Below are 22,660 nucleotides of genomic sequence, written 5' to 3' on the forward strand. Positions count from 1 at the left end.
TATGAATTCCGGCTTCACCCTCCCGTCGCGCCGCCTGAAACTGGCAGCGAGGCTGACACGCTGGCTGCTCTGGCTGGCAGCTGGCGCCTGGCTCGTTTTTGCCCTGAGCTGGGGGGTGTTGCATGCGGTGATTGTGCCGCGAATCGACAGTTGGCGGCCGGAACTGGAGAGCTTGGCCACTCGGTCACTGGGGGTGAAAGTCCGCATCGGCGAAATCCGGGCCGAATCCACAGGCTTCATCCCGGCTTTTGAGCTCAGGGACGTGCGGCTGTTCGACCAGCAGGAACGCGAAGCGCTGCACCTGCCCAGCATCCTGAGCGCGGTTTCGGCGCAGTCGCTCTGGCGCCTGGGCTTTGAGCAGCTGCTGATACAGGCCCCCGTGCTGGACGTGCGCCGGACAGCCGACGGCCGCATCCAGGTCGCGGGCATGGACGTGTCCAGAACCTCGCCCGAGCAGGATGGCAACGCGCTGGTGGACTGGTTCTTTTCCCAGACCGAATTCGCCATCCGCGGTGGGCGCCTGCGCTGGACCGACGAGATGCGGCCCGACGCGCCACCGCTGGAACTGCAGGGGTTGGACCTGGTCGTGCGCAACCCGGGCCGCCAGCACCTGCTGCGCCTGGACGCCACGCCCCCCGCCGAATGGGGGGAACGCTTCAGCCTGCGCGGGCAGTTCAGGCAACCGCTCTGGGTCACCGACGCCAGCCGGTGGCGCGAATGGAACGGCACGCTGTACGGCGATTTCACTGGAATCGACCTGCGCCACCTGCACGAGTACCTGGACATGAGCGGCTGGCTGGGCACGAAACTGCACGAGGGCAAGGGTGCCCTGCGCCTGTGGGCCGACGTCCAGCGGGGCGAAGTCCGGGGGATCACCAGTGACCTGGCCCTCACCGCCGTGAAGGTGCAGCTGGGCGACAAGACGCCCCTGGCGTTGCATGACCTGCAAGGCCGGCTGAGCGTGCGCCATGGCGGCCAGGAGTGGCAGTTCGCCAGCGAAAATCTGGCCTTCCGGACGCTCACAGGCGTGAACTGGCCGGGCGGGAACATCCGCTACGGCCACACCGTGGACAAGAATGGGCAGCTGCAGGCCATGCAGCTGCAGGCCGACCGGCTCGACCTGGACCTGACCCAGGCACTGGCCAGCCACCTGCCGTTTGACGAGTGGGTCCACCAGGGGCTTCACGACCTGCGCCCGCACGGGCTGGTGGAGACCCTGGACGTTCAGTGGCGCCCCGGCAAGTGGGAGGCCCGTGGCCGCGTGAACGGCCTGGCGCTGGCCGCCGCACCGGCGCCCCCCGCCCACACCGACGACAAGGGAACCACCCGGCATCCGCTCGGGCGGCCGGGCCTGCAGGGCGCCCGCCTGGACTTCGACGCCCACCAGGGCGGAGGCAAAGCCACCATCACGCTCAAGAACGGCTCACTCGATTTCCCAGGGATGTTCGAAGACCCGCGGCTGGTCTTCGACGAACTGGAGGCCGAAGCCACATGGACGCACAAGGGGGACGACATCGACGTCGAACTGCCCCGGCTGCGCTTTGCCAACGCCGACGCCCAGGGCGAAGCGCGCGGGCGCTGGCACACGAGCGACCCCAGGACCAGCCCATCGGGCAGCCGCTTCCCCGGCGTGCTGGAACTCACCGCCACCCTGAACCGGGCCAACGGCGCACGGGTTCACCGTTACCTGCCCCAGGAAATCCCGGAGTCCGTGCGGCGTTACGTCCGCGACGCCGTCAGGCAGGGGCAGGCCCGTGACGCACGCTTCGTCGTCAAGGGCGACCTCTGGGAGTTCCCCTTCGAGCGTCCCGGCAGCGGCAACTTCGACGTTCGCGCCCGGCTGGGCGGCGTGCAGTTTGCCTACGTTCCCGAGCACCTGCTGCCCGCGGGCGGCCTGCCCTGGCCGGCCCTGGATGATGTGGCCGCCGATCTGCACATCGACCGCGCATCGCTGCACATCGGCGGCGCATCCGGCAGGGTGAGCGCTTCGCCACAGCTGCGCGCCAGCCAGGCCGACGCGCGCATCGCCAACTTCATGGAACACTCACCCCGCCTGGTGGTGCAGGCCCAGGTGACGGGTCCGGCCACCGATGCCTTGGCGTTCGTCAACCGTTCGCCGCTGCTGGGCATGACCGGAGAGGCGCTGCGGCGCGCCACCATCACCGGCCCGGCTGACGTGCGCTTCGAACTCGATCTGCCACTGGACAAGGTGGACGACACGCAGGTCAAAGGCGTGGTGCGGTTCACACGCAACGACATCCGCGTGACGCCCGAGACGCCCTGGCTGGAAGGCGCCACGGGCCTGCTGCAGTTCAACGAAAAGGGCTTCCAGCTGAGCCAGGCGAGTGCGCGCGCACTCGGCGGCGATTTGCGCTTCAGCGGCGCCATGCAGGCCAGGCCTGCGGGCGATGGCACCGTCCGTTTCCAGGGCCAGGGCACGGCCAGCGCCGAGGGCCTGCGCAACCTGCGTGACGGCGGCTGGCTGGCGCAGCTGGGCCAGCACACGTCGGGCAGCACCAGCTACCAGATACGGCTGGGCTTCACGCCCGATGGCACCGACGTGCTGGTGGAATCCAGCCTGCTTGGTCTGGCGTCCCGCCTGCCCGAGCCGCTCGCCAAGGAAGCTTCGCAGGTTCTGCCCCTGCGTTTCGACATCAGCTCCCAGACTCGCGACAACCCGAACGCGCCTCAGCGCGACCGCCTTTCGCTGGAACTTGGCGGGGGCAACCGCCCGGTGCTCAGCGCGCGCTACGAACGCGAGCACATCAGCCAGGGGACGCGGGTGCTGCGCGGCGCCATTGCCCTGCGCAGTGAACGGCCCGACATGCCAGCCAACGGCGTGCAGGCGCAGCTGGCGCTCGGCGACCTGGACGTACAGGCCTGGGAACGCGCATTGGCAGGGAACGGGGCGGCCGCCCCGGACATGGGCGACACCCGCGCCTACTGGCCCACGTCCTTCGGCCTGGAGGCCACGCGCATCCATCAGGACGGCCGCCACTTCCACGACGTGGTGGCTGGCGGCTCACGCGAGGGGGATACCTGGCGCCTCAACGTGAACGCGCGGGAACTCAACGGTTACGTCGAGTTCCGGCCCACCGTGGCCAACACGCCCGGACGGGTCTACGCGCGGCTGGCCCGCCTGACGCTGCCGCCCGCCGCCACGTCGGGCGTGGAAAACCTGCTGCAAAGCCCGCCCCAGCATGTGCCTGCCCTGGACATCGTGGTCAACAACTTCGAACTCAACAACCGCTCCCTCGGCAAGCTCGAGATCGAGGCGGTCAACCGCACGGCCGCGCTGTCGGCCAGCGAAACCACGCGCGAATGGCGGCTCACCAAGCTCAACCTGAGCGTGCCTGAGGCGCGGCTCGAAGCTACCGGCAACTGGGCGGCCATGGGCGCGGCCAGCCAGGGCATGGGCGGCGCACGGCGCACGGCGCTGACCCTGCGCCTGGGCATCGAAGATTCGGGCGCCCTGCTGACGCGCTTTGGCATGCCGGGCGTCATCCGGGGCGGCAAGGGGCAGATCGAAGGCACGCTGGGCTGGGTGGGCTCTCCACTGGGCCTGCACTACCCCAGCCTGGGCGGGACGCTGGCCGTGGATGTGCAGCGCGGCCAGTTCCTCAAGGCCGACCCCGGCCTGGCCAAGCTGCTCGGCGTGCTCAGCCTGCAGGCCTTGCCGCGCCGGCTGACGCTGGACTTCCGGGACGTGTTCAGCGAGGGCTTCGCCTTCGACTTCGTGCGCGGCAACGTGCGCATTGAGCAGGGAGTCGCCAACACCAACAACCTGCAGATGAAGGGCGTCAACGCCGCCGTGCTGCTCGAAGGCTCCGCCGACCTCGCGCGCGAGACACAGGACATCACCGCGGTCGTGGTGCCGGAGCTGAATGCCGGAACGGCCGCCCTCGTGGCCTCGGCGATCAACCCGGCCGTGGGCCTGGGCACCTTCCTGGCGCAATTCCTGCTGGGCAAGCCTTTGCAGGCAGCGGCGACCCAGCACTTCCACATCACGGGTACCTGGAACGACCCGCAGATCGAAAAAGTCAATGCGCGTAACATCGCCCCTGAAGGCCCCACCCCGCAGAAAGAGAGAGGACAGCCATGAAAGTTGCCGCCATCCAGATGGTTTCGGGCGTCAGCCTTGACCAGAACCTTGCCCAGGCCCACCAGCTGCTAGAGCAGGCGCGCGTGGCTGGCGCCGAACTGGCCGTGTTGCCGGAATACTTTTGCTTCATGGGCCACAACGACCGCGACAAGTTGCTGCTGGCGGAGACCCCCGGCCTGGGAACCGTGCAGGACTTCCTGACCGACAGCGCGCGCGAGATGGGTATGTGGATCGTCGGCGGAACGCTCCCCATGGCCACCGACGACCCGGCGCACGCGGCCAACGCCTCGCTGGTGTACGACCCGAAAGGCAAGCCCGCCGCCCGCTACGACAAGATTCACCTGTTCCGCTACGACAACGGGCGCGAAAGCTATGACGAGGCCGCCGTGCTGGCCGCCGGTGAAACGCCCACCGTGTTCGATCTGACCGACCGTTCCGGCCAGGTCTGGCGGGTCGGCATGAGCGTCTGCTACGACCTGCGCTTTCCGGAGCTGTACCGCCAGCTGGGCGCGGACATCCTGCTGGTACCCGCCGCCTTCACTCACACCACCGGGCAGGCCCATTGGGAAGTGCTGCTGCGCGCCCGCGCCATCGAGAACCAGGCCTACGTCGTGGCCAGCGCCCAGGGCGGTACCCACGAAAACGGGCGCCAGACCTGGGGGCAGAGCATGATCATCGACCCCTGGGGCGCGGTGCTGGGCCAGCATGCCATCGGGCCTGGCGTGGTGATCTGCGACATCGACATGAACCGGCTGCAAGAGATGCGCCGGCAATTGCCCGCGCTGCAACACCGCCGTCTGTGAAGGCTGGCAAGGGAGCGCCATGAAGCGGCCGCGCTGGACACGGCCGGGCCACAGCACCCACCGCTGGGCGCTGTGGAGCCTGCTCTGTCTGCTGGTGGGCCTGCTGCTGGCCGCGCTGGTGTTCCTGGCCCGCGAGTACGAAGACAGCCAGAACCAGATCAGCCTGGAGCAGAGCGCCGTCCACATGACCGCCGACATCCGAGGCGGCCTGCTGCGAAGCGCGCAGAACCTGGTGGCCCTGCACAGCACCAGCGGCTCGCCCGTGCCCTGGGAAACCGGTGCAGCCGAACTGCTCGCTCTGCACCGCGAAATCGTCCATGTCGAGTGGCTGGACAACCAGTTCGGTACACGCGCCAGCCGGACCAGCCCCTTCCAGCCCGACCTGTTCGCCTTCCGCTCGCGGCAACATGCCCTGCCAGACATCCAGCAGGCGTGCGCCAACGCGCAGCGCGTCAGCGGTCCGGCCTACGCGCCCAGCTATTTCTGGCCCACGGCCCAGGGCATGGGCCTGGAGCTGATGGAGTTCTGCCTGCCCGTCAGCCTCAATGGCAAGCCCGACGGTTTTCTCATCGCCGCCTACAGCCTGGCGGGCATCCTGTCCGAGCTGATTCCTGGCGAGGCCCAGCGCGGCAGGCGCATTGCGCTGACCGACGCGGACGGCACGCGCCTGACCATACAGGGCCAGTTGGCCGATGCCAGTGAAGTGTTCCACGCCGTGGCGCTGATGGACTTGCCCGGCGCGGCCTACATGCTGCGGCTGGAGCGTGCCCGGGAGTACCGCGGCTGGTTTCCGCACGTGCTGACCGTTGCGGTGGGCGCGCTGGCGGTTGCGCTCATCGGCGTGCTCGCCCTGTTCGCGCGTGACCTGCGGCGCCGGCTGCGCGCAGAACGCGAACTGGCCGAGGCGCTGGCGTTTCGCAAGGCGATGGAAGACTCCCTGGTCACGGGACTGCGTGCCCGGGACATGGAAGGTCGCATCACCTACGTCAATCCCGCCTTCTGCCAGATGGTGGGGCTGAGCGCCGAACAACTCATGGGCACGGGCGTGCCCGCCCCCTACTGGCCCCCCGAGCAGGTGGAGGAATACCGACAGCGGCTGGCCGTGCGGCTGGCCGGCAAGCTGCTGCCCCGCGAGGGTTTCGAATCCGAGTTCATCCGCTCGGACGGCACACGTTTCCCCGTGCTGATCATCGAAGCCCCCCTGGTCAACGCCCAGAACGTGCAGACCGGCTGGATGAGCGCCATCCTCGACCTCAGCGAACAGCGGCGCAGCGAGGAACTCTCGCGCACCTCGCAAGAGCGCCTGCAGGCCACCGCCCGCCTGGCGATGGCCGGGGAAATGGCGTCTCTCATCAGCCATGAGCTCAACCAGCCGCTGGCAGCCATCTCCAGCTACGCTTCCGGTTCGCTCAACATCATCGAAGACCCGGTGCAACCGCTGCCATCCGACCTGCGGCAGGACATTGCCAACGCCATCCGCCGCATGGCGGAACAGGCCGACCGCGCAGGCCGGGTGATCCGCAGCGTGGCCGACCTGGTACGCCGCCGGGAAAGCCAGCGCGAAGCCGTTGAAGTCGTGACCCTGTTCGACGCGATCTCGCCATTGCTGATGCTCCAGGCGCGCAAGCTGGGCATCCAGGTCGACGTGGAAGTCGCGCCGGGCTGCCCGCAGGTCTGGTGCGACCGCACCATGATCGAACAGGTGCTGCTCAACCTCGCGCGCAACGGCATGCAGGCCATGCCCCTTGGCGATCCGCCCGCCTCCAGCAAGTTGCGCAGGCTGCGGCTGCGGGCAGGGCCTGCGGCCGCAAACGGGAACCCGTCGACGCGTGAATGGGTGTCCTTCTCGGTGACCGACCACGGCCACGGCCTGTCCCCCGAAGCCACCGAACGCATATTCACCCCTTTCTTCACCACCAAGGCCGAAGGCATGGGGCTGGGCCTGAACCTGTGCCGCACCATCGTGGAACAGCACGGCGGCGCCCTGCGCTTCGAACCCGCGTCACCCCGGGGCACGGTGTTCCACTTCACGCTGCCTGCGGCTTCTTTATGATGGGCTCGCCATGAACGGAGCAAAGGTCTACATCATCGACGACGACGCCAGCGTGCGCGACGCCCTGGGCTGGCTGCTGCGCACGCGCCGCCTGCTGAGCGAGCCCTACGCCAGTGCCGACGCCTTCTGGGATGCCCAGAAACAGGGAGCGGCAGCCCCCATCGGCCCGTGCTGCGCCTTGCTGGACCTGCGCATGCCCGGCATGAGCGGGCTGGAACTCTTCGAGCGCCTGCTGGCCATGCCCTGGTTTGACGCGATGCCGGTGATCTTCCTGTCAGGCCACGCCGATGTGGCGACCGCCGTGGACGCGGTCAAGCGCGGCGCTTTCGACTTCTGTGAAAAACCCTTTTCTGACAACGCCCTGGTTGACCGTGTCGAGCAGGCCCTCCAGCGCTCGGCAACGGTGCTGAATGCGCGGCGCCAGAAAGAAGAACTGCAGACGCGCGTTGCCGCCCTGACCGAACGGGAACGCGACGTCATGCGGCTGGTGGCCTCGGGGCTGCCCAACAAGCTGGTGGCGGACACGCTCAACATCAGTGTGCGCACCGTGGAAGTGCATCGCGCCCACGTCTTTGAGAAAATGAACGTCAAGTCGGCGGTGGAACTCGTCAACCTGCTGCGCGATCTGTGATGGGCCGCTTACTGCGGCGGTTTCCTCAGGGTTCGTCCCGAGCGGATTTTGCGGCGTCGTCCGCCGAGGTTTTGCCAGATTTCTCGCGCTCCACGTCGTCGGGCAATTCACCCTTCTTGCGCCCGGAGAACATGGTCCACCAGACAATGAACACCAGCAACAGCAACGCGCCCAGCGCTTCCAGATACAACAAGGTCATGACCAGACAGAAATTCTGGCTGCGCTCCGATTTGCGCAGCGTCTTCGTGACCCTGATTGTAGGAACGCTGGCCGCGTGCGGCACCGCGCCGTTGCCAGAGACCCCACAACCGCTGCCACCAACTCCAACAGCCATACCGCCCCGCCCCGCCACGGCGACTGGTGGCACCGAAGCGCCAACACCGCCGGGCCAGCCCTTCGTCACGGCGGCCACGTCGGGCGCCTGGCAATGGGCCGACGCCCAGCCGCTGCCGGCCCTCATACAGCGCGGCAAGAGCACCTGGGTACCGGTGCGCTGGAGTGAGCTGCCCGGCTGGGGCTTTGATGCCCTGCACCAGGCCTGGAACGCGTGGCTGCGCAGCTGCGAGCGTCCTCCCGCACCCCACCAGGGCCTGTGTAACGAGGTGCGCCAGCAGACGCTGGCCTCCCCGCAGGAGCAGCACGAATGGCTGATGCGCCGCCTTCAGCCCTACCGGGTGCAACCCAACGGCAGCGACACGCAAGGCCTGCTCACCGGTTACTACGAGCCGACGATGGCCGCCAGCCGCGTGCAGCAAGGCGCCTACCAGACGCCGCTGTACCGCCTGCCCGCCAGCCTGCGTGGCGGCAACGCCTGGTACAGCCGCCAGCAGATGGCCACCGACCCCGCCGCCCTGGCCACCCTGCGCGGGCAGGAAATCGCATGGCTGGCCGACCCCATTGACGCGCTGTTGCTGCAGATCCAGGGTTCCGGGCGGCTGATGCTGACCGAGCCCGACGGCAAACAGCGGCAGGTGCGCGTCGCCTACGCCGGACACAACGGCCACCCCTACCGCAGCGTGGGGCGCTGGCTGCTTGACCAGGGACTCATCCGCGAAGGCACCTGGGAAGCCATCCGCGCCTGGGCACAGCAGAACCCGCAGCGCCTCAACGAGATGCTGTGGAGCAACCCGCGCGTGGTCTTCTTCCGCGAAGAACCGCTGTCCGAATTCGATGCCCAGTTCGGCCCGCGTGGCGCGCAGGGCGTGGCACTCACCCCAGGCCGTTCCATCGCGGTGGACCGCGACAGCATTCCCTACGGCACCCCGGTGTGGCTGCAATCCGTGGGGCCGGTGGCCCAGCTGCGCAAGCTGGTGCTGGCCCAGGACACAGGCAGTGCCATTGTGGGCGCCGTGCGCGCCGACTACTTCACCGGCTGGGGCGACGAGGCCTACACGCTGGCAGCGGGCCTGAAGCAGCCCCTGCAACTGTGGGCGCTATGGCCTCGCGGCCAATGACCCCCACGCCCACGAAGGAGACTCCCATGCGCATCGGCGTGCTCACCGGCGGCGGCGACTGCCCCGGCCTCAACGCGGTCATCCGCTCCGTCACCAAGTCGCTGCTGCGCCAGTGCGGTGCGCACGTCATCGGCATCGAGGACGGGTTTGCCGGCCTCATGTGCGATCCACCCCGCACGCGCGAGCTGGACTGGAAAAGCGTCAGCGGCATCCTCATGCTGGGTGGCACCATCCTGGGCACCAGCAACCGCGCCAACCCGCTCGCCACCGAAGCCACCATCGAACAGACGCTGGCCAACGCCCGCGCGCTTGGTCTGGACGCGCTGGTCGTCATCGGCGGCGACGGCAGCATGGAGATCGCGCATGGCATCAGCCAGCGCGGCCTGCCCATCGTGGGGGTGCCCAAGACCATCGACAACGACATCGTGGGCTGCGAACGCAGCTTCGGCTTTGACACGGCCGTGGCCACCGTCACCGAGGCGCTGGAGCGCATCCAGACCACCGGCCAGAGCCATGGCCGCGTGATGATCGTGGAAACCATGGGCCGTTACGCGGGCTGGATCGCGCTGGAAGCCGGCCTGGCCGGTGCAGCCGACGTGATCCTGCTGCCCGAGATCGACTATGACGTGGAAGCAGTGGCCAAGGTCTGCCGCGAGCGCGAGACACGCCAGCGCTTCAGCGTCATCTGCATAGGCGAAGGCGCCAAGGCGCGCGGCGGCAGCATGACGGTGCAGCGGCGCATTGCCGACAGCCCCGACCCGATCCGCCTGGGCGGCGTGGCCCACGTGCTGCGCGAACAGCTGCAGCCCCTGCTGCACAGCGAGGTGCGCGCCACCGTGCTGGGCCACGTGCAGCGCGGCGGTGCGCCCACGCCCTTCGACCGTGTGCTGGCCACCCAGTTCGGCAACCAGGCCGCTCAGCTGGTGATGGCCGGACATTTCAACCGCATGGTGACGCTGCAAGGCGGGCAGCTGGGCAGCATCGCCCTGGCCGACGTGGCGCACCAGCACCGCAACGTCCCCCCCGGGCACCCGCTGCTGGAAACCGCCCGGCAGATAGGGGTATCCCTGGGCGAAACCTGACCAAGTCGCCAGGCCGACAAACTGACAGCCCACCCGAGGGAAAACACCGGAGAAAACCTGGCACATATATTGCAAAATCTGGGCTTCTTCATTTTATTTAGGTGTCAACAATGAAGCTCAAACTCCTTGCCATCGCAGCCGCACTCGCGCTGGGTGGCGTGGCTCAAGCCAAGACGTTCAAGTGGACCAGCGCCAGCGACATCGCCACCTGGGACATCCATTCCCAGAACAACGCGCTGCAAAACGGCATCCATGCCGCGGTCTACGAATCCCTGGTCTACTACAACAGCAAGACCTTCAAGGTCGAGCCGGTGCTGGCCACCGCCTGGAAGCAGATGACCCCCACGCAGATGCGCCTCACGCTGCGCCAGGGCGTCAAGTTCCACGACGGCACGCCCTTCACTGCAGACGACGCGGTGTTCTCGATCGAACGCGGCATGTCCAAGACCTCGAACTTTCAGGTCTACACCAACGGCATCGACCGCGTCGTGAAGGTCGATGCCAACACCATCGACATCTTCACCAAGGACCCCAACCCCGTTCTGCTCAACCAGCTCACCGAGCTGCGCATGATGAGCAAGGCCTGGGCCGAGAAGAACAACTCCGTCGCGCCCAAGGACATCAAGACCCAGGACGAAAACTTCGCCCACCGCAACGCCATGGGCACGGGCCCCTACAAGCTCAAGTCCTGGCAACCCGACCAGCGTCTGGTGCTGGAGAAGAACGCTGACTGGTGGGGCAAGGCCGACACCAACGTGACCGAAATCGTCTACACCCCGGTCAAGGCCGTGGCCACCCGCATGGCCGCCCTGCTTTCCGGCGAGGTCGACTTCGTGCTCGACCCCAGCCCGCAGGACCTGCCGCGCGTGCGCAGCAACCCCAACCTCAAGGTCATCGACGGCATCGAGAACCGCACCATCTTCTTGGGGCTGGACCAGCACCGCGACGAGCTGCCAGGCAGCAACATCAAGGGCAAGAACCCGCTCAAGGACGTGAAGGTGCGCAAGGCGCTCTACCAGGCCATCGACATCGACACCATCAACAAGGTCACCATGCGCGGCCTGGGCCAGCCCACCGGCGCGCTGGTGGCCCCGCAGGTCAACGGCTGGACCGAAGCCGTGCACAAGCGCCACCCCTACAACGTGGCCGCGGCCCAGAAGCTGCTGGCCGACGCGGGCTACAAGGATGGCTTCGAGGTGGACTTCGCCTGCCCGAACAACCGCTACATCAACGACGAGCAGATCTGCCAGGCCATCACTGCCATGTGGGCCAAGATCGGTGTGAAAGCCAAGCTGCGCACGCTGCCGCTGACGACCTACTTCCCCATGATCCAGCGCTACGAAGCCAGCATCTACATGCTCGGCTGGGGCGTGCCCACCTTCGACGCGTTCTACAGCATCCAGTCGCTGGTGCGCAGCGTGGGGGCGCAGGGTGACGGCAACTACAACGTCGGCCGCTACAGCAACCCGCAGATGGACGCACTGGTGGAGCGCACCCGCAAGGAAACCGACCTGAAGCTGCGCACCGAACTGCTGACCAAGGCGCTGCAGCTGCAGAACGACGACGTCGCGCACATCCCGCTGCACAACCAGGTCATCCCCTGGGCCATGAAGAAGAACATCGATGTGGTGCACCGCGCCGACAACCGCATCGACTGGCGCCTCGTCAAGGTCAACTGACCTGACTCAACACGCACCATCCACAGCGGGCGGAGCCTCACAAGGGCTCCGCCCCGGAGACCACACATGCTAGCTTTCATACTTCGCCGCCTCTTCCAGGCGGCTTTGGTCATGGTGACCGTGGCCTTCATCGCCTTCATGCTGTTTCAGTATGTGGGCGACCCGGTCACCTTCATGCTGGGGCAGGACGCCACCGCCGAGCAGGTGGCCGAACTGCGCGCCACCCTGGGGCTGGACCAACCCTTCTTCGTGCAGTTCTGGCACTTCCTCGTCAACGCCGCGCATGGCGACTTCGGCATCAGCCTGCGTCAGGGCACACCGGTGTCGCGGCTCATTGCCGAACGCTTCCCGGCCACGCTGGAACTGGCCCTGGTGGCTGCCGGCCTGGCCCTGCTGATCGGCATCCCCATGGGGGTGTATGCGGCCTTGCGGCGCGGCACCTTCATGAGCCAGGTGTTCATGACGCTGTCGCTGTTGGGCGTGTCGCTGCCCACCTTCCTCATCGGCATCCTGCTGATCCTGGTGTTCGCGGTGATCCTCGGCTGGTTCCCCAGCTTCGGCCGGGGCGAGGTGGTGCACATCGGCGGCTGGACCACCGGTCTGCTCACCGCGAAGGGCTGGCACCACCTGACCCTGCCCGCTGTGACACTGGCCATCTTCCAGCTCACGCTGATCATGCGACTGGTGCGCGCCGAGATGCTGGAGGTGCTTCGCACCGACTACATCAAGTTCGCGCGCGCCCGGGGGCTGAGCGACCGTGCCGTGCACTTCGGCCACGCGCTCAAGAACACGCTCGTGCCCGTGATGACCATCACCGGCCTGCAGCTCGGCGGCCTGATCGCATTCGCCATCATCACCGAGACGGTGTTCCAGTGGCCCGGCATGGGTCTGCTGTTCATCCAGGCCGTCACCTTCGCCGACATCCCGGTCATGGCGGCCTACCTCTGCCTGATCGCACTCATCTTCGTCGTCATCAACCTCATCGTCGACCTGCTGTACTTCGCCGTCGATCCGCGCCTGCGCGTGGACAAGGCGGGTGGGCATTGAAGGGACGGCCACACACATGAAAAACAAACTCCTGGGCTGGCTCGACAGCGACGTCGGGCACAGCTTCCGCACCTCGCCCACGGCGGTCACCGCCGCCGTGATCGCACTCATCTGCGTCATATGCGCGGCCTTCGCGCCGTGGATTGCGCCGCACAACCCCTTCGACCTGGCCACGCTGGAACTGAGCAACGCCCGGCTTCCGCCCGCCTGGCACCCTGAGGGCCGTGCCGACTTCCTGCTCGGCACCGACGACCAGGGCCGCGACATCCTCTCGGCCCTGATGTACGGCGCGCGCATCTCGCTGGCTGTGGGCCTGGCATCCGTGCTGCTGTCGGTATTGGCGGGCGTGAGCCTTGGCCTGCTGGCGGGCTTCCTGGGCGGCTGGGTGGACGCCGTGCTCATGCGCCTGTGCGACGTGATGCTGTCCTTCCCCGCCATTCTGGTGGCACTGCTGATCGCCGGTATCGGCCGGGCGCTCTTCCCCGAGGCGCACGAGACGCTGGCCTTCGGCGTGCTGATCCTGTCGATATCCCTGACCGGCTGGGTGCAGTACGCCCGCACGGTGCGCGGCTCCACGCTGGTGGAGCGGCAGAAGGAATACGTGCAGGCGGCACGCGTCATCGGCGTGGCGCCGCTGCGCATCATGCGCAAGCACGTGCTGCCCAACGTGCTGGGGCCGGTGCTGGTGCTGGCCACCATCCAGGTGGCCACGGCCATCATCACCGAAGCCACCCTGTCCTTCCTGGGCGTGGGCGCACCGCCCACGTCACCGTCCCTGGGCACGCTGATCCGCATCGGCAACGACTACCTCTTCTCCGGCGAATGGTGGATCACCATCTTCCCCGGCGTGGTGCTGGTCCTCATCGCCCTGAGCGTCAACCTGCTGGGCGACTGGCTGCGCGACGCCCTCAACCCCCGACTGCGCTGAGGAGCCGACCATGAGCCTGTTGCAAGTCAAGAACCTGGTGGTCGAATTCCCCGGCCGGCGCGGCACGCTGCGCGCCCTCGACGACATTTCCTTCGACATCGCGCCCGGTGAAATCCTGGGTGTGGTGGGTGAATCCGGCGCGGGCAAGTCCCTCACCGGCGCATCCATCATCGGCCTACTGGAGCCCCCTGGGCGCATCGCGGGCGGGCAGATCCTGCTCGAAGGCGAACGCATCGACAACCTGCCCCCCAACAAGATGCGCCACGTGCGGGGCCGCCGCATTGGCGCCATCTTCCAGGACCCGCTCACCTCGCTCAACCCGCTGTATTCGGTGGGCCGCCAGCTGATCGAGACCATCACCGCCCACCTGCCCGTGAGCCAGTCCGAGGCGCGCCAGCGCGCCATCCAGCTGCTCAAGGACACCGGCATTCCGGCGGCCGAAGAGCGCATCGACCACTATCCCCACCAGTTCTCGGGCGGCATGCGCCAGCGCGTGGTGATTGCCCTGGCCCTGGCGGCGGAACCCAAGCTGATCGTGGCCGACGAGCCGACGACGGCGCTGGACGTGTCAATCCAGGCGCAGATCATCACGCTGCTCAAGACCATCTGCCGCGAGCGCGGCGCGGCGGTGATGCTGATCACACACGACATGGGCGTGATCGCCGAGACCTGCGACCGCGTGGCCGTCATGTACGCCGGTCGTGTGGCCGAGATCGGCCCGGTGCACGAGGTGATCAACCAGCCCGCGCACCCCTACACGCGCGGCCTGATGAGCTGCATTCCCGACATGGAAAGCGAGCGCGAACAGCTGCACCAGATTGACGGTGCCATGCCCCGCCTGAACGCCATTCCGCGCGGCTGCGCCTTCAACCCGCGCTGCGAGCACGCCTTCCTGCGCTGCACCAGCGACCGCCCCGACCTGATGCCCGCTGGCGCCACCCGCGCCGCCTGCTGGCTGCACGACGTCAGCGCCACACGCGAAGCCGCCGGCACGGCCCAGGAGGTGGCGCAATGACCCAGACTAAAACCATGCCTTCTGCCTCCCCCGTGAACGCGCCTGCGGGCGCGCTCGTCCAGGCGCACGACCTGGCCCGCACGTTCGACGTGTCCGCCCCGTGGCTCAACCGCGTGCTGGAACGCAAGCCACGCCAGTTGCTGCACGCGGTGGACGGCGTGAGCTTCGAGATCCAGCGCGGCCAGACACTGGCACTGGTGGGCGAGTCCGGCTGCGGCAAGAGCACCGTGGCACGGCTGCTGGTGGGCCTGTACGGGCCCACACGCGGCGGCTTCAGCTTCGATGGCCAAGATGCCCACGCAGCCTACGCCACGCCCCAGGGCCGCATCCTACGGCGGCGCATCCAGATGATCTTCCAGGACCCCTACGCCAGCCTGAACCCGCGCTGGCGGGTGGCCGACATCGTGGCCGAACCGCTGGTGGAGCACGGCTTGCTGAGCGACCCGCATGCCATCAAGGAACGCGTGGGCGAGCTGCTGCAATCGGTGGGCCTGAGCCCGCTGGACATGGTGAAGTACCCGCACCAGTTCTCGGGCGGTCAGCGGCAGCGCATCTCCATTGCGCGGGCGCTGGCCACCAACCCCGAGTTCCTGGTATGCGACGAACCCACTTCGGCGCTGGACGTGAGTGTGCAGGCGCAGGTGCTCAACATCATGAAGGACCTGCAACGTCAGCAGGGGTTGACGTACCTGTTCATCAGCCACAACCTGGCGGTGGTGCGCCACGTGAGCGACCAGGTGGGCGTGATGTACCTGGGCCGCCTGGTGGAGCTGGCTGACAAGGCCACGCTGTTCGAGCAGCCCAGCCACCCCTACACGCGCATGCTGCTGGATGCGATTCCGAAGATGCACGACACCGGACGTGCGCGCACACCGGTGCAGGGCGAGGTGCCCAACCCCTTGAACCCGCCGAGCGGCTGTGCCTTCCACCCGCGTTGCCCGCACGCCAACGCGCGCTGCAAGCAGGAACGGCCCGTGCTGCAGAACATCCGGGGGGTGCGCGTGGCCTGCCACGCGGTGGAGGAGCGGCGGATCTGACCTTTGCGCTGCGGGGGGGCTTTCGGCTTCTGGGGAACCTCGCTTGCTGCGGCAGGCCTGGCCCTGCGTGGGCTCATACTGTGGCGGTCGGCGCCTCTGGCGCCGACTCCGCTGCGTCCGCCTGCCTGGGGCCGGTGCGGCGGAAACTCGGTCCGTTCGCTAACGCTCTCTCCCCTCGAACACCCGCCGCAAGTCAGTTACGAAGCGCGCTAACGCGCGCCCGGCCCCAGACAGGCGGCCACAGCCGCCACAGGAATCGCCCCCACAGGGCCAGGCCGGCCTCAGCCACCAAGAGCGTTGGAGCGCACCGGTTGTGTGCCAACAGTGCATCTGCCAAGACGTGTGTGCCCGGGGGCTGGCGCGCCTTACGAGGTGCCGAGAAGCGCAGAGGCCGTGGCCAGCGCGCCTGAGCGCGCTTCGTCCTCTAGCTTGCGGCGGCTGTTCGAACGGAGCGCTACAAGCGCGCAGAGAGTTCCGCCGCGTGGCCACGGCATCGAGCATCGCAGGGGAGCCGGTGCTTTGCACCGGCCGCCTCGTTGAAACGCCAGCGCCTGGGCGCACACGCCTTGGCCGCCCACAAACCAGCGCAATACCGAAACAAATCTCAGGGCTGCATGCGCGTCAGCCTGACACCCATCGGCCCCTGGATGGAGCCATCGTCCAGCAGGGTCATCACCACCCGGCCCTCGGGCGTGCCCACCTTGATCTTGTCGCCTTCCTTCTCGTAGGTCATCTCGATTTCGGTGCCCATCATCGTCATGACCACCTTGCCGTTCGACTGGAAGGTGTAACGCGTCAGGCCCACCGGGTCCTCATACGTGCCTTCCAGGCCCGAACTGCAGGCCACCAGCAACGCCGCCACGGCGGCGCCCAGCGTGCCAAGAACGGCACGTGCCAAACGGTTGTGCCGCTCAGTCATTGGCCACCACCTTGCCATCGACGATCTTGACCTGCTGACCGTTCTTCAGGCCAGGGTTCTCAACGTGCTGCACGGTCTGCACACGGCCGTTGTGCAGGCGCACCGTCACGTCGTAGCGCTTTTCCTTGACGACGTTCTTCTCGATTTCGCGGCCAGCATAAGCACCGCCCACCGCGCCCAGAATGCGCGCCGCCGTGCGGCCGTCACCCTTGCCGATCTGGTTGCCCAGCACCGCCCCGGCCACGCCACCAGCAACGGCACCCACGTAGCCCGGCTCGCCCTTGACTTCCACCACCTCGACGGACTGCACCACGCCACAGGTGTCGCAGCTCTGGCGCGCCGCCAGCGTGGGCTGCACCGCCTGCGCGGACAGCGCCTTGCTCACCTTCACGGACTTGCTGCCCAGCGTCAGCGTCGCGGTGGCTGCGCTGCTTTCCAGGATGCGGTCACGCGAGCGGATGGTGTAGGCACCGGTGTATTCGCCCGGGCGGGACTCGGCCAGGGCAATGCGCGCGTCCGTGCCCGCCAGGGTGAGTTGCGCCTGCGCGCCGGGGGTACCCTTGACGGTGAACGTGATCTCGTGCCCGCCGGACAGGTTGCCAGACTGGGTGCCAAAGTAGTCGATGACCGGCGTGGGCGTGGCGGCCGCCAACGCGGCCTGGTGGGCCGATGCCGTCAGCAGCGTCTGGCCCAGCACGGCCTGGACGTCCTTGTCGGCCACGCGCAGGGTGGCGCGCACCACGCTGTTGAACTTGACCTGATCGCGAATGCCCAGCGTGTAGGCGCCACTGTAATTGCCTGCGCTCGTCTCGCTGAGCGTGACCGCATGGGCGCTGCCGTCCAGCGTGACCGTGGCAGTGCCCGCTGGCGTGCCATTGATCTTGAAGACGAGTTCGGTGCCGGGCGCCAGCTCGGCCACCTGCTGCACGGTGAAGGTGCGGATCACCGGCGTGGTCTGGGCCAACGCGGCCCCCGCCCCTGCAAAAGCCACCAGACCCAGCATTAATGCCATGAATTTTTGACGGATGGACATGGTTTTTTCTCCTTCCTTGTGCCCAACGGGCGCCGCGCGGCAAACCGCATGAAGCGGCACCCTCCAGGAAAGGCACATTACCACCACGCGATGCGCACCGGGCAAGGAAAGGTGCCGTTTGGGCGCAGCTGTTACGGCTGTTACAACTGGCTACGCCCGGGGTGCAGGCGGTCCATGGTGTCCATGGCCAGGCACAGGTCTGCCCAGGTCTTTGCCTTTTCCCCGGGGCTGCGCAACAGGTAGGCCGGGTGGTAGGTGACGACGACCGGCAGGCGCTGGCCCGCCAGCGTCACTTGGTGCACCTGGCCGCGCAGCTTGCCCAGCGGCATCTGCCGCAAGGCTTCGGCGTCGAAGGCCCCTCCCTGGGCCAGCACGGTGTGCGCGGCGAAGCGGCCCATGGCAAGGATCACCTTGGGTTGCAGCAATTCCACCTGCCGCAACAGGTAGGGTGTGCACTGGGCGATCTCGACGGGGTCGGGATTGCGGTTCTGCGGCGGACGGCACTTGATGACGTTGGCGATGTAAACCTTCTGCTCGCGGGTCAGGCCCATCGCCGCCAGCATGCGGTCGAGCAACTGTCCAGCGCGCCCCACGAAGGGCAGGCCCTGGCGGTCCTCTTCCTCGCCCGGGGCTTCGCCCACGATGAGCCAGTCGGGTGAACGGTCACCCATGCCGGGCACGGCCTGCTGGCGGCGCCGCGACAAGTCACACTGGGTGCAGCTGCGGATTGCGTCTTCCAACGTGTCCCAGCCCATACCGGAAAGGTCCGCCCCTTGCGGCGCCTCGTGCACCACCACCGGCACGGCAACCGGACGCTGCGCAGGCGAGTTCGGCATTGGCGGACGCGCGGGAGCCGTCTGCGCCTGGGGCGCGGGGTCGGTAGCGGGTGCCGCGGCCAGCGGCGGACGGGTGTTGGCCGCCCGCATGTTCGGCGCGGCGCCGGCAGGCACCGCCTCAGGCACAACCGGAGCCTTGTGCTGCCACCAAAGGGCAATGCCCATTTCCGCCAGCATCGCGGACTGGCGTTCATCCAGGCTGGGCAGGCGGTCGTTCATGGCTGCGCCTCCTGCCCTGGCAGCGCCAGGTTCCAGCTCATCACCACGGCGTCCTCGCGCTGCTGGCCTGCGTCGGGGTAGTAGGCCCGGCGCAAGCCCACCTGCTGAAAGCCGATGGACTCGTACAGGGCGCGGGCAACCACATTGCTGGCACGCACCTCCAGCCAAAGCCAGTGCGCCCCCTGCAGGCGGGACCACCCGGCCAGCGCCTGCAGCATGAGCCGGGCCCAGCCTTGCCGCCGGTGTTGCGGCACGGTGGTGATGTTGAGCAGGTGCACCTCGTCCACGCCCTTCATGGCCACGAAGTAACCCAGCAGCCACCGGCCATCCGGCAAGGCGGGGGCGTGTGCCCAGGCAGGCGGGTCTTGGGTGGCGTCCGGCGTCATCACCAGCATCTGTGTGGCGTAGCCGGACTCCACCGAGTCACTGAAATGCCGCAGATTCCAAGGGTGGGCGTAGGCGGTTTTCTCCACCTCGGCAACCAGGGGCAGGTTCTCTGCACCCATGGGCACAAAGGCCAGCTCACGCCCGGCCCAGGCCGATGCCTCCGGCCGCAGGACGGCCTCTGCCTCGGCGTTCACGCCCGCGCTCCCTCGGCTGCCTGGGCAGCCAGCTTGGCCGCCTTGATGCGTTCGCGCTCCTCGGTGGTCTGGGCCACCTTGTCACGCACGTACAGCGGCTGCGCACCTGCTGCATCGACGGCCAGCCCCTGCGCCCACAGCGCCGGTGCCAGGCGCAGCATGGCTGCCGCCTTCGGCAGCGCAGCCACCTGGGGCGCGGTCTGCCACACGGGGGGCAGGCGCCCGCCATAGACCGCTGCGCCATTGCCAGCCAGCAAGGCACGCGATCCGTCGGCACACAAGGCCAACGCCTCGGGCAGGGCCTCAGGGCTGCACAACCAGGGCTCACCCACCAGGGCCAGGCCGCGATCCGGCTGGAACGCCACCTCGGCCACGTACATCTCGTCCATGCGCGCGTCCAAAGCGGCCACGATGCGCGCGGGCACGGCCAACCCCTGCGCCAGACACTGCCAACGCGCTTCCTCGGCCACCGCCAGCAAGGTGTTCACCGGCAGAACGGGGATGCCCCCCGGGCGGCCCGCCACGGCCAGCCCCTGCACCACGGCGCAGGCCGTGCGCAGACCGGTGAAAGACCCCGGCCCGCAACCAAAGGCAATGGCATCCAGCCCGGCGAGCGTCCAGCCTGCGTCGGCCAGCAGCCGCTGCACCGCAGGCACCAGCGCGGCCGAGGCGTGTGCGCCGCCGGGGCCCTCGTGCACAGCCACGGGCGCGCCGTCGCCAGCTGCGCCCAGCGCAATGCTGAGGTGCTCGGTGCTGGTGTCGATGGCCAGTACCTTTTGCAGGTGCGGAATGGCCAGGATGGGGTTGGACTGCATCCCCCGATTATCGGGGTGCCGGGATAATCGTTCCCATGCCCGCGCCATTTCGTTTGCCTCTGTTTTGCCTGCCCCCCTTGCGTAACGCGCTGCGGCTTGCCGCCGCCCTGTGGCGCGGCTTGCCCATCGCCTTGGCGTCACTGAGCTGGACACCATCACCCGCCCTTGCCCAGCCACCAGTGCACGGGAACGGACTCTTGCCGCCCGAAGTGCTGTCCGCCCTGCAACGTGCCAAGGTGCCGCCAGACGCGCTGGCAGCAGTGGTGGTTGATGCAACACCCGCAGGCGCGGTACGGCTGAGCCACCGTGCTGGCGAACCGGTAAACCCGGCGTCGACGCTGAAACTGGTCACCACGTTTGCCGCGCTGGACACCCTGGGGCCCGGGCATGTCTGGCTCACCCGGGTGCTGGCAGACGGCCCGGTGCGCGACGGCGTGCTGCAAGGCAACCTGTACGTGCAGGGCGGCGGCGACCCCAAACTGGTCACCGAGAAGCTGTGGCTGCTGCTGCGCCGCGTGCAGGGCCAGGGCGTGCGCCGCGTGGCGGGCGACGTGGTGCTGGACCGCAGCGCCTACAGCGTGCCCGTCACCGACCCCGGAGCCTTCGACGGCGAACCGCTGCGGCCCTACAACGCCACGCCCGACGCCCTGCTCGTCAACTTCAAGGCGCAGGTTTTCGGCTTCACCCCCGACCCGGCCGCAGGCGTGGCCCGCGTGACGCTGGAGCCACCGCTGGCCGGGGTGCAATGGCCCGCCACGGTGCCACTGGACAACAGCCCCTGCGGCGACTGGCGCACCAGCCTGCGAGGCAACTTCAACGACCCGCAGCGCCCGCGCTTCCTGGGCAGCTTTCCGGCAGCCTGCGGCGAGCGCGCCTGGCCACTGGCCCACCCGGAACCGCAGCGCTTTGCCGAGCGGGCCGTCGCGGGCATGTGGCAATCGCTGGGCGGGCAGATCGACGGCAACGTGCGCGAAGGCAACACACCGGCGCAGGCCACGCTGCTGACGGCGCTGGAATCCCCCCCGCTGGCCGAGGTGGTGCGCGACGTGAACAAGTTCAGCAACAACGTGATGGCGCAGCACGTGCTGCTGGCCCTGGGCCAGGCAGCTCTGCCCGCCATGCCTGCCACATTCGATACCTCACGCGAAGCGCTGGCCCAGTGGTGGTGGCGGCGCCTTGGCCCCGAATACCCCCTGCCGGTGATTGACAACGGTGCCGGCCTGAGCCGGGACGCACGCATCTCGGCCCAGGCGCTGGCCCGGCTGCTGCAGTTGGCCTACGCCTCACCCATGATGCCGGAGCTGATGGCATCGCTGCCCGTGAGCGGGATGGACGGCACGCTGCGCCGCAGCGTCATGGGAACCGGCCTGGCCCACCTGAAGACCGGCAGCCTGCGCGACGTGCAGGCCCTGGCGGGTTACGTGCACCTGCCCGATGGCCAACGCCGTGTGCTGGTGGCCATCGTCAACCACGCCAACGCGCGGGCTGCACGCCCGGCGCTTGAGGCGCTGGTGCAGTGGGCCGGTCAGCCCTGAGCGGCAGCCAGGCGACTCACACCCAGCGCTGCATCACCTGCCGCAGGCTGGGCGCCAGGTCCTCGCGGGCCATGGCCAGATCCACGGTCGCTTCCAGAAAACCTTCCTTGCTGCCGCAGTCGTAGCGCTTGCCCGCGTAACGGAAGGCATGCACCTTCTGCGTGGCCATCAAGCCGGCAATGCCGTCGGTGAGCTGGATCTCACCGCCCACGCCGCGCGGCTGGCTGCGGATCTGGTCGAACACCTCGGGGGTGAGCACGTAGCGCCCGGCGACGCCCCAGTTGGACGGGGCCACCTCGGGCGCGGGCTTCTCGACGAACTGGCGCACGTCCATCAGGTCGTCGCTCAGGAAGTCACCCGCCACGATGCCGTAGCGCTTGGTGTGCTCGGGCGGCACTTCCTGCACCGCCACGATGGAGCTGCCAAGTTCGGCGAAACGCGCCGTCATCTGCGCCATCACGGGCGGCTCGCCCACCATCAGGTCGTCGGCCAGCAGCACGGCAAAGGGTTCGCCCGCCACCAGCGGCTCGGCGCACAGCACTGCGTGGCCCAGGCCCAGGGCACGTGCCTGGCGCACGGCAATGCACACCATGTCGTCGGGTTTGACGGAACGCACCAGGTCCAGCAGTGCCTGCTTGCCTGCGTCCTCCAGCTCGCGCTCCAGTTCGTAGGCCATGTCGAAGTGGTCGTCGATGGCGCGCTTGTGCCTGCCGGTCACGAAGATCATCTCGCGGATGCCTGCGGCATAGGCCTCCTCCACCGCGTACTGGATGAGCGGCTTGTCAACGACAGGCAGCATCTCCTTGGGCATGGCCTTGGTGGCGGGCAGGAAACGCGTGCCCATGCCGGCCACGGGGAAAACGGCTTTGCGGACGGGGGAATGACTCATGC

The 22,660-nt window shown here is 68.1% G+C and carries 19 protein-coding genes; 12 read left to right on the forward strand and 7 right to left on the reverse strand.

The window, feature by feature from the left end; genetic code table 11:
- The first annotated feature begins 1 nt into the window (after window position 1).
- Genes ACYVHH_RS14580 through ACYVHH_RS14595 form a run of 4 tightly spaced genes read left to right on the forward strand, consistent with a single transcriptional unit; the run spans window position 2 to window position 7,589 of the window.
- On the forward strand, window positions 2-4,102 hold the full coding sequence (locus tag ACYVHH_RS14580; protein ID WP_460566004.1) for a YhdP family protein: 4,101 nt from the start codon (window positions 2-4) through the stop codon (window positions 4,100-4,102).
- On the forward strand, window positions 4,099-4,905 hold the full coding sequence (locus tag ACYVHH_RS14585; protein ID WP_460565919.1) for a carbon-nitrogen hydrolase family protein: 807 nt from the start codon (window positions 4,099-4,101) through the stop codon (window positions 4,903-4,905). The genes ACYVHH_RS14580 and ACYVHH_RS14585 overlap by 4 nt, the downstream gene beginning before the upstream one ends.
- Before the next feature lie 19 nt (window positions 4,906-4,924).
- Window positions 4,925-6,958, forward strand: a complete 2,034-nt coding sequence (locus ACYVHH_RS14590; protein WP_460565920.1) for a two-component system sensor histidine kinase NtrB — start codon at window positions 4,925-4,927, stop codon at window positions 6,956-6,958.
- A gap of 10 nt (window positions 6,959-6,968) precedes the next feature.
- The gene (locus ACYVHH_RS14595) at window positions 6,969-7,589 is read left to right on the forward strand and encodes a response regulator transcription factor (protein ID WP_460565921.1); all 621 of its coding nucleotides are present in this window, start codon (window positions 6,969-6,971) and stop codon (window positions 7,587-7,589) included.
- A gap of 25 nt (window positions 7,590-7,614) precedes the next feature.
- Here ACYVHH_RS14595 and ACYVHH_RS14600 read toward each other — a convergent pair whose 3' ends face one another.
- On the reverse strand, window positions 7,615-7,788 hold the full coding sequence (locus ACYVHH_RS14600) for a hypothetical protein (protein ID WP_460565922.1): 174 nt from the start codon (window positions 7,786-7,788) through the stop codon (window positions 7,615-7,617).
- On the opposite strand from ACYVHH_RS14600, the gene mltA reads away from it, so the two are divergent.
- The 7 genes from mltA to ACYVHH_RS14635 all read left to right on the forward strand — a co-directional run bounded on the left by mltA (window position 7,721) and on the right by ACYVHH_RS14635 (window position 15,831).
- Complete coding sequence (gene mltA / locus ACYVHH_RS14605) at window positions 7,721-9,043, forward strand: murein transglycosylase A (RefSeq protein WP_460565923.1); 1,323 nt, start codon at window positions 7,721-7,723, stop codon at window positions 9,041-9,043. The two genes, ACYVHH_RS14600 and mltA, sit on opposite strands and share 68 nt — an antisense overlap.
- Window positions 9,044-9,069: 26 nt before the next feature.
- Window positions 9,070-10,125, forward strand: a complete 1,056-nt coding sequence (locus ACYVHH_RS14610; RefSeq protein WP_460565924.1) for a 6-phosphofructokinase — start codon at window positions 9,070-9,072, stop codon at window positions 10,123-10,125.
- 110 nt (window positions 10,126-10,235) lie between these two features.
- Entirely contained in the window at window positions 10,236-11,804 is a 1,569-nt protein-coding gene (locus ACYVHH_RS14615) for an ABC transporter substrate-binding protein (protein ID WP_460565925.1), read from the forward strand.
- Between the two features lie 66 nt (window positions 11,805-11,870).
- Window positions 11,871-12,851: an ABC transporter permease gene (locus tag ACYVHH_RS14620; RefSeq protein WP_460565926.1), complete on the forward strand. Its 981-nt coding sequence runs from the start codon at window positions 11,871-11,873 to the stop codon at window positions 12,849-12,851.
- Window positions 12,852-12,867: 16 nt separating this feature from the next.
- Window positions 12,868-13,779 carry an ABC transporter permease gene (locus ACYVHH_RS14625; protein WP_460565927.1) on the forward strand — a complete coding sequence of 304 codons (912 nt, stop codon included), beginning with the start codon at window positions 12,868-12,870 and terminating at the stop codon, window positions 13,777-13,779.
- Between the two features lie 10 nt (window positions 13,780-13,789).
- A complete protein-coding gene (locus ACYVHH_RS14630; RefSeq protein ID WP_460565928.1) occupies window positions 13,790-14,794 on the forward strand; it encodes an ABC transporter ATP-binding protein in 1,005 nt (334 codons plus the stop codon).
- On the forward strand, window positions 14,791-15,831 hold the full coding sequence (locus ACYVHH_RS14635) for an ABC transporter ATP-binding protein (RefSeq protein WP_460565929.1): 1,041 nt from the start codon (window positions 14,791-14,793) through the stop codon (window positions 15,829-15,831). The genes ACYVHH_RS14630 and ACYVHH_RS14635 overlap by 4 nt, the downstream gene beginning before the upstream one ends.
- Before the next feature lie 604 nt (window positions 15,832-16,435).
- Here ACYVHH_RS14635 and ACYVHH_RS14640 read toward each other — a convergent pair.
- The 5 genes from ACYVHH_RS14640 to tsaB form a co-directional block, all read right to left on the reverse strand.
- Complete coding sequence (locus ACYVHH_RS14640; RefSeq protein WP_460565930.1) at window positions 16,436-16,750, reverse strand: hypothetical protein; 315 nt, start codon at window positions 16,748-16,750, stop codon at window positions 16,436-16,438.
- A complete protein-coding gene (locus ACYVHH_RS14645) occupies window positions 16,743-17,783 on the reverse strand; it encodes an outer membrane lipoprotein (RefSeq protein WP_460565931.1) in 1,041 nt (346 codons plus the stop codon). The genes ACYVHH_RS14640 and ACYVHH_RS14645 overlap by 8 nt, the downstream gene beginning before the upstream one ends.
- 140 nt (window positions 17,784-17,923) lie before the next feature.
- Complete coding sequence (locus ACYVHH_RS14650; protein WP_460565932.1) at window positions 17,924-18,838, reverse strand: uracil-DNA glycosylase; 915 nt, start codon at window positions 18,836-18,838, stop codon at window positions 17,924-17,926.
- Window positions 18,835-19,419 (reverse strand): GNAT family N-acetyltransferase, encoded by a 585-nt coding sequence (locus tag ACYVHH_RS14655; RefSeq protein WP_460565933.1) that lies wholly within the window; start codon window positions 19,417-19,419, stop codon window positions 18,835-18,837. The genes ACYVHH_RS14650 and ACYVHH_RS14655 overlap by 4 nt, the downstream gene beginning before the upstream one ends.
- Window positions 19,416-20,234 carry a tRNA (adenosine(37)-N6)-threonylcarbamoyltransferase complex dimerization subunit type 1 TsaB gene (tsaB, locus tag ACYVHH_RS14660; RefSeq protein WP_460565934.1) on the reverse strand — a complete coding sequence of 273 codons (819 nt, stop codon included), beginning with the start codon at window positions 20,232-20,234 and terminating at the stop codon, window positions 19,416-19,418. Before tsaB ends, ACYVHH_RS14655 begins: the two co-directional genes overlap by 4 nt.
- A 35-nt stretch (window positions 20,235-20,269) precedes the next feature.
- Here tsaB and dacB point away from each other — a divergent pair, with 35 nt between their 5' ends.
- Window positions 20,270-21,769 (forward strand): D-alanyl-D-alanine carboxypeptidase/D-alanyl-D-alanine endopeptidase, encoded by a 1,500-nt coding sequence (dacB, locus tag ACYVHH_RS14665; RefSeq protein ID WP_460565935.1) that lies wholly within the window; start codon window positions 20,270-20,272, stop codon window positions 21,767-21,769.
- A gap of 16 nt (window positions 21,770-21,785) precedes the next feature.
- Here dacB and galU read toward each other — a convergent pair whose 3' ends face one another.
- Window positions 21,786-22,658, reverse strand: coding sequence for a UTP--glucose-1-phosphate uridylyltransferase GalU (galU, locus tag ACYVHH_RS14670; protein WP_460565936.1), 873 nt, complete (start codon window positions 22,656-22,658; stop codon window positions 21,786-21,788).
- Window positions 22,659-22,660: the final 2 nt, after the last annotated feature.

Source organism: Hydrogenophaga aquatica, from assembly GCF_054780915.1.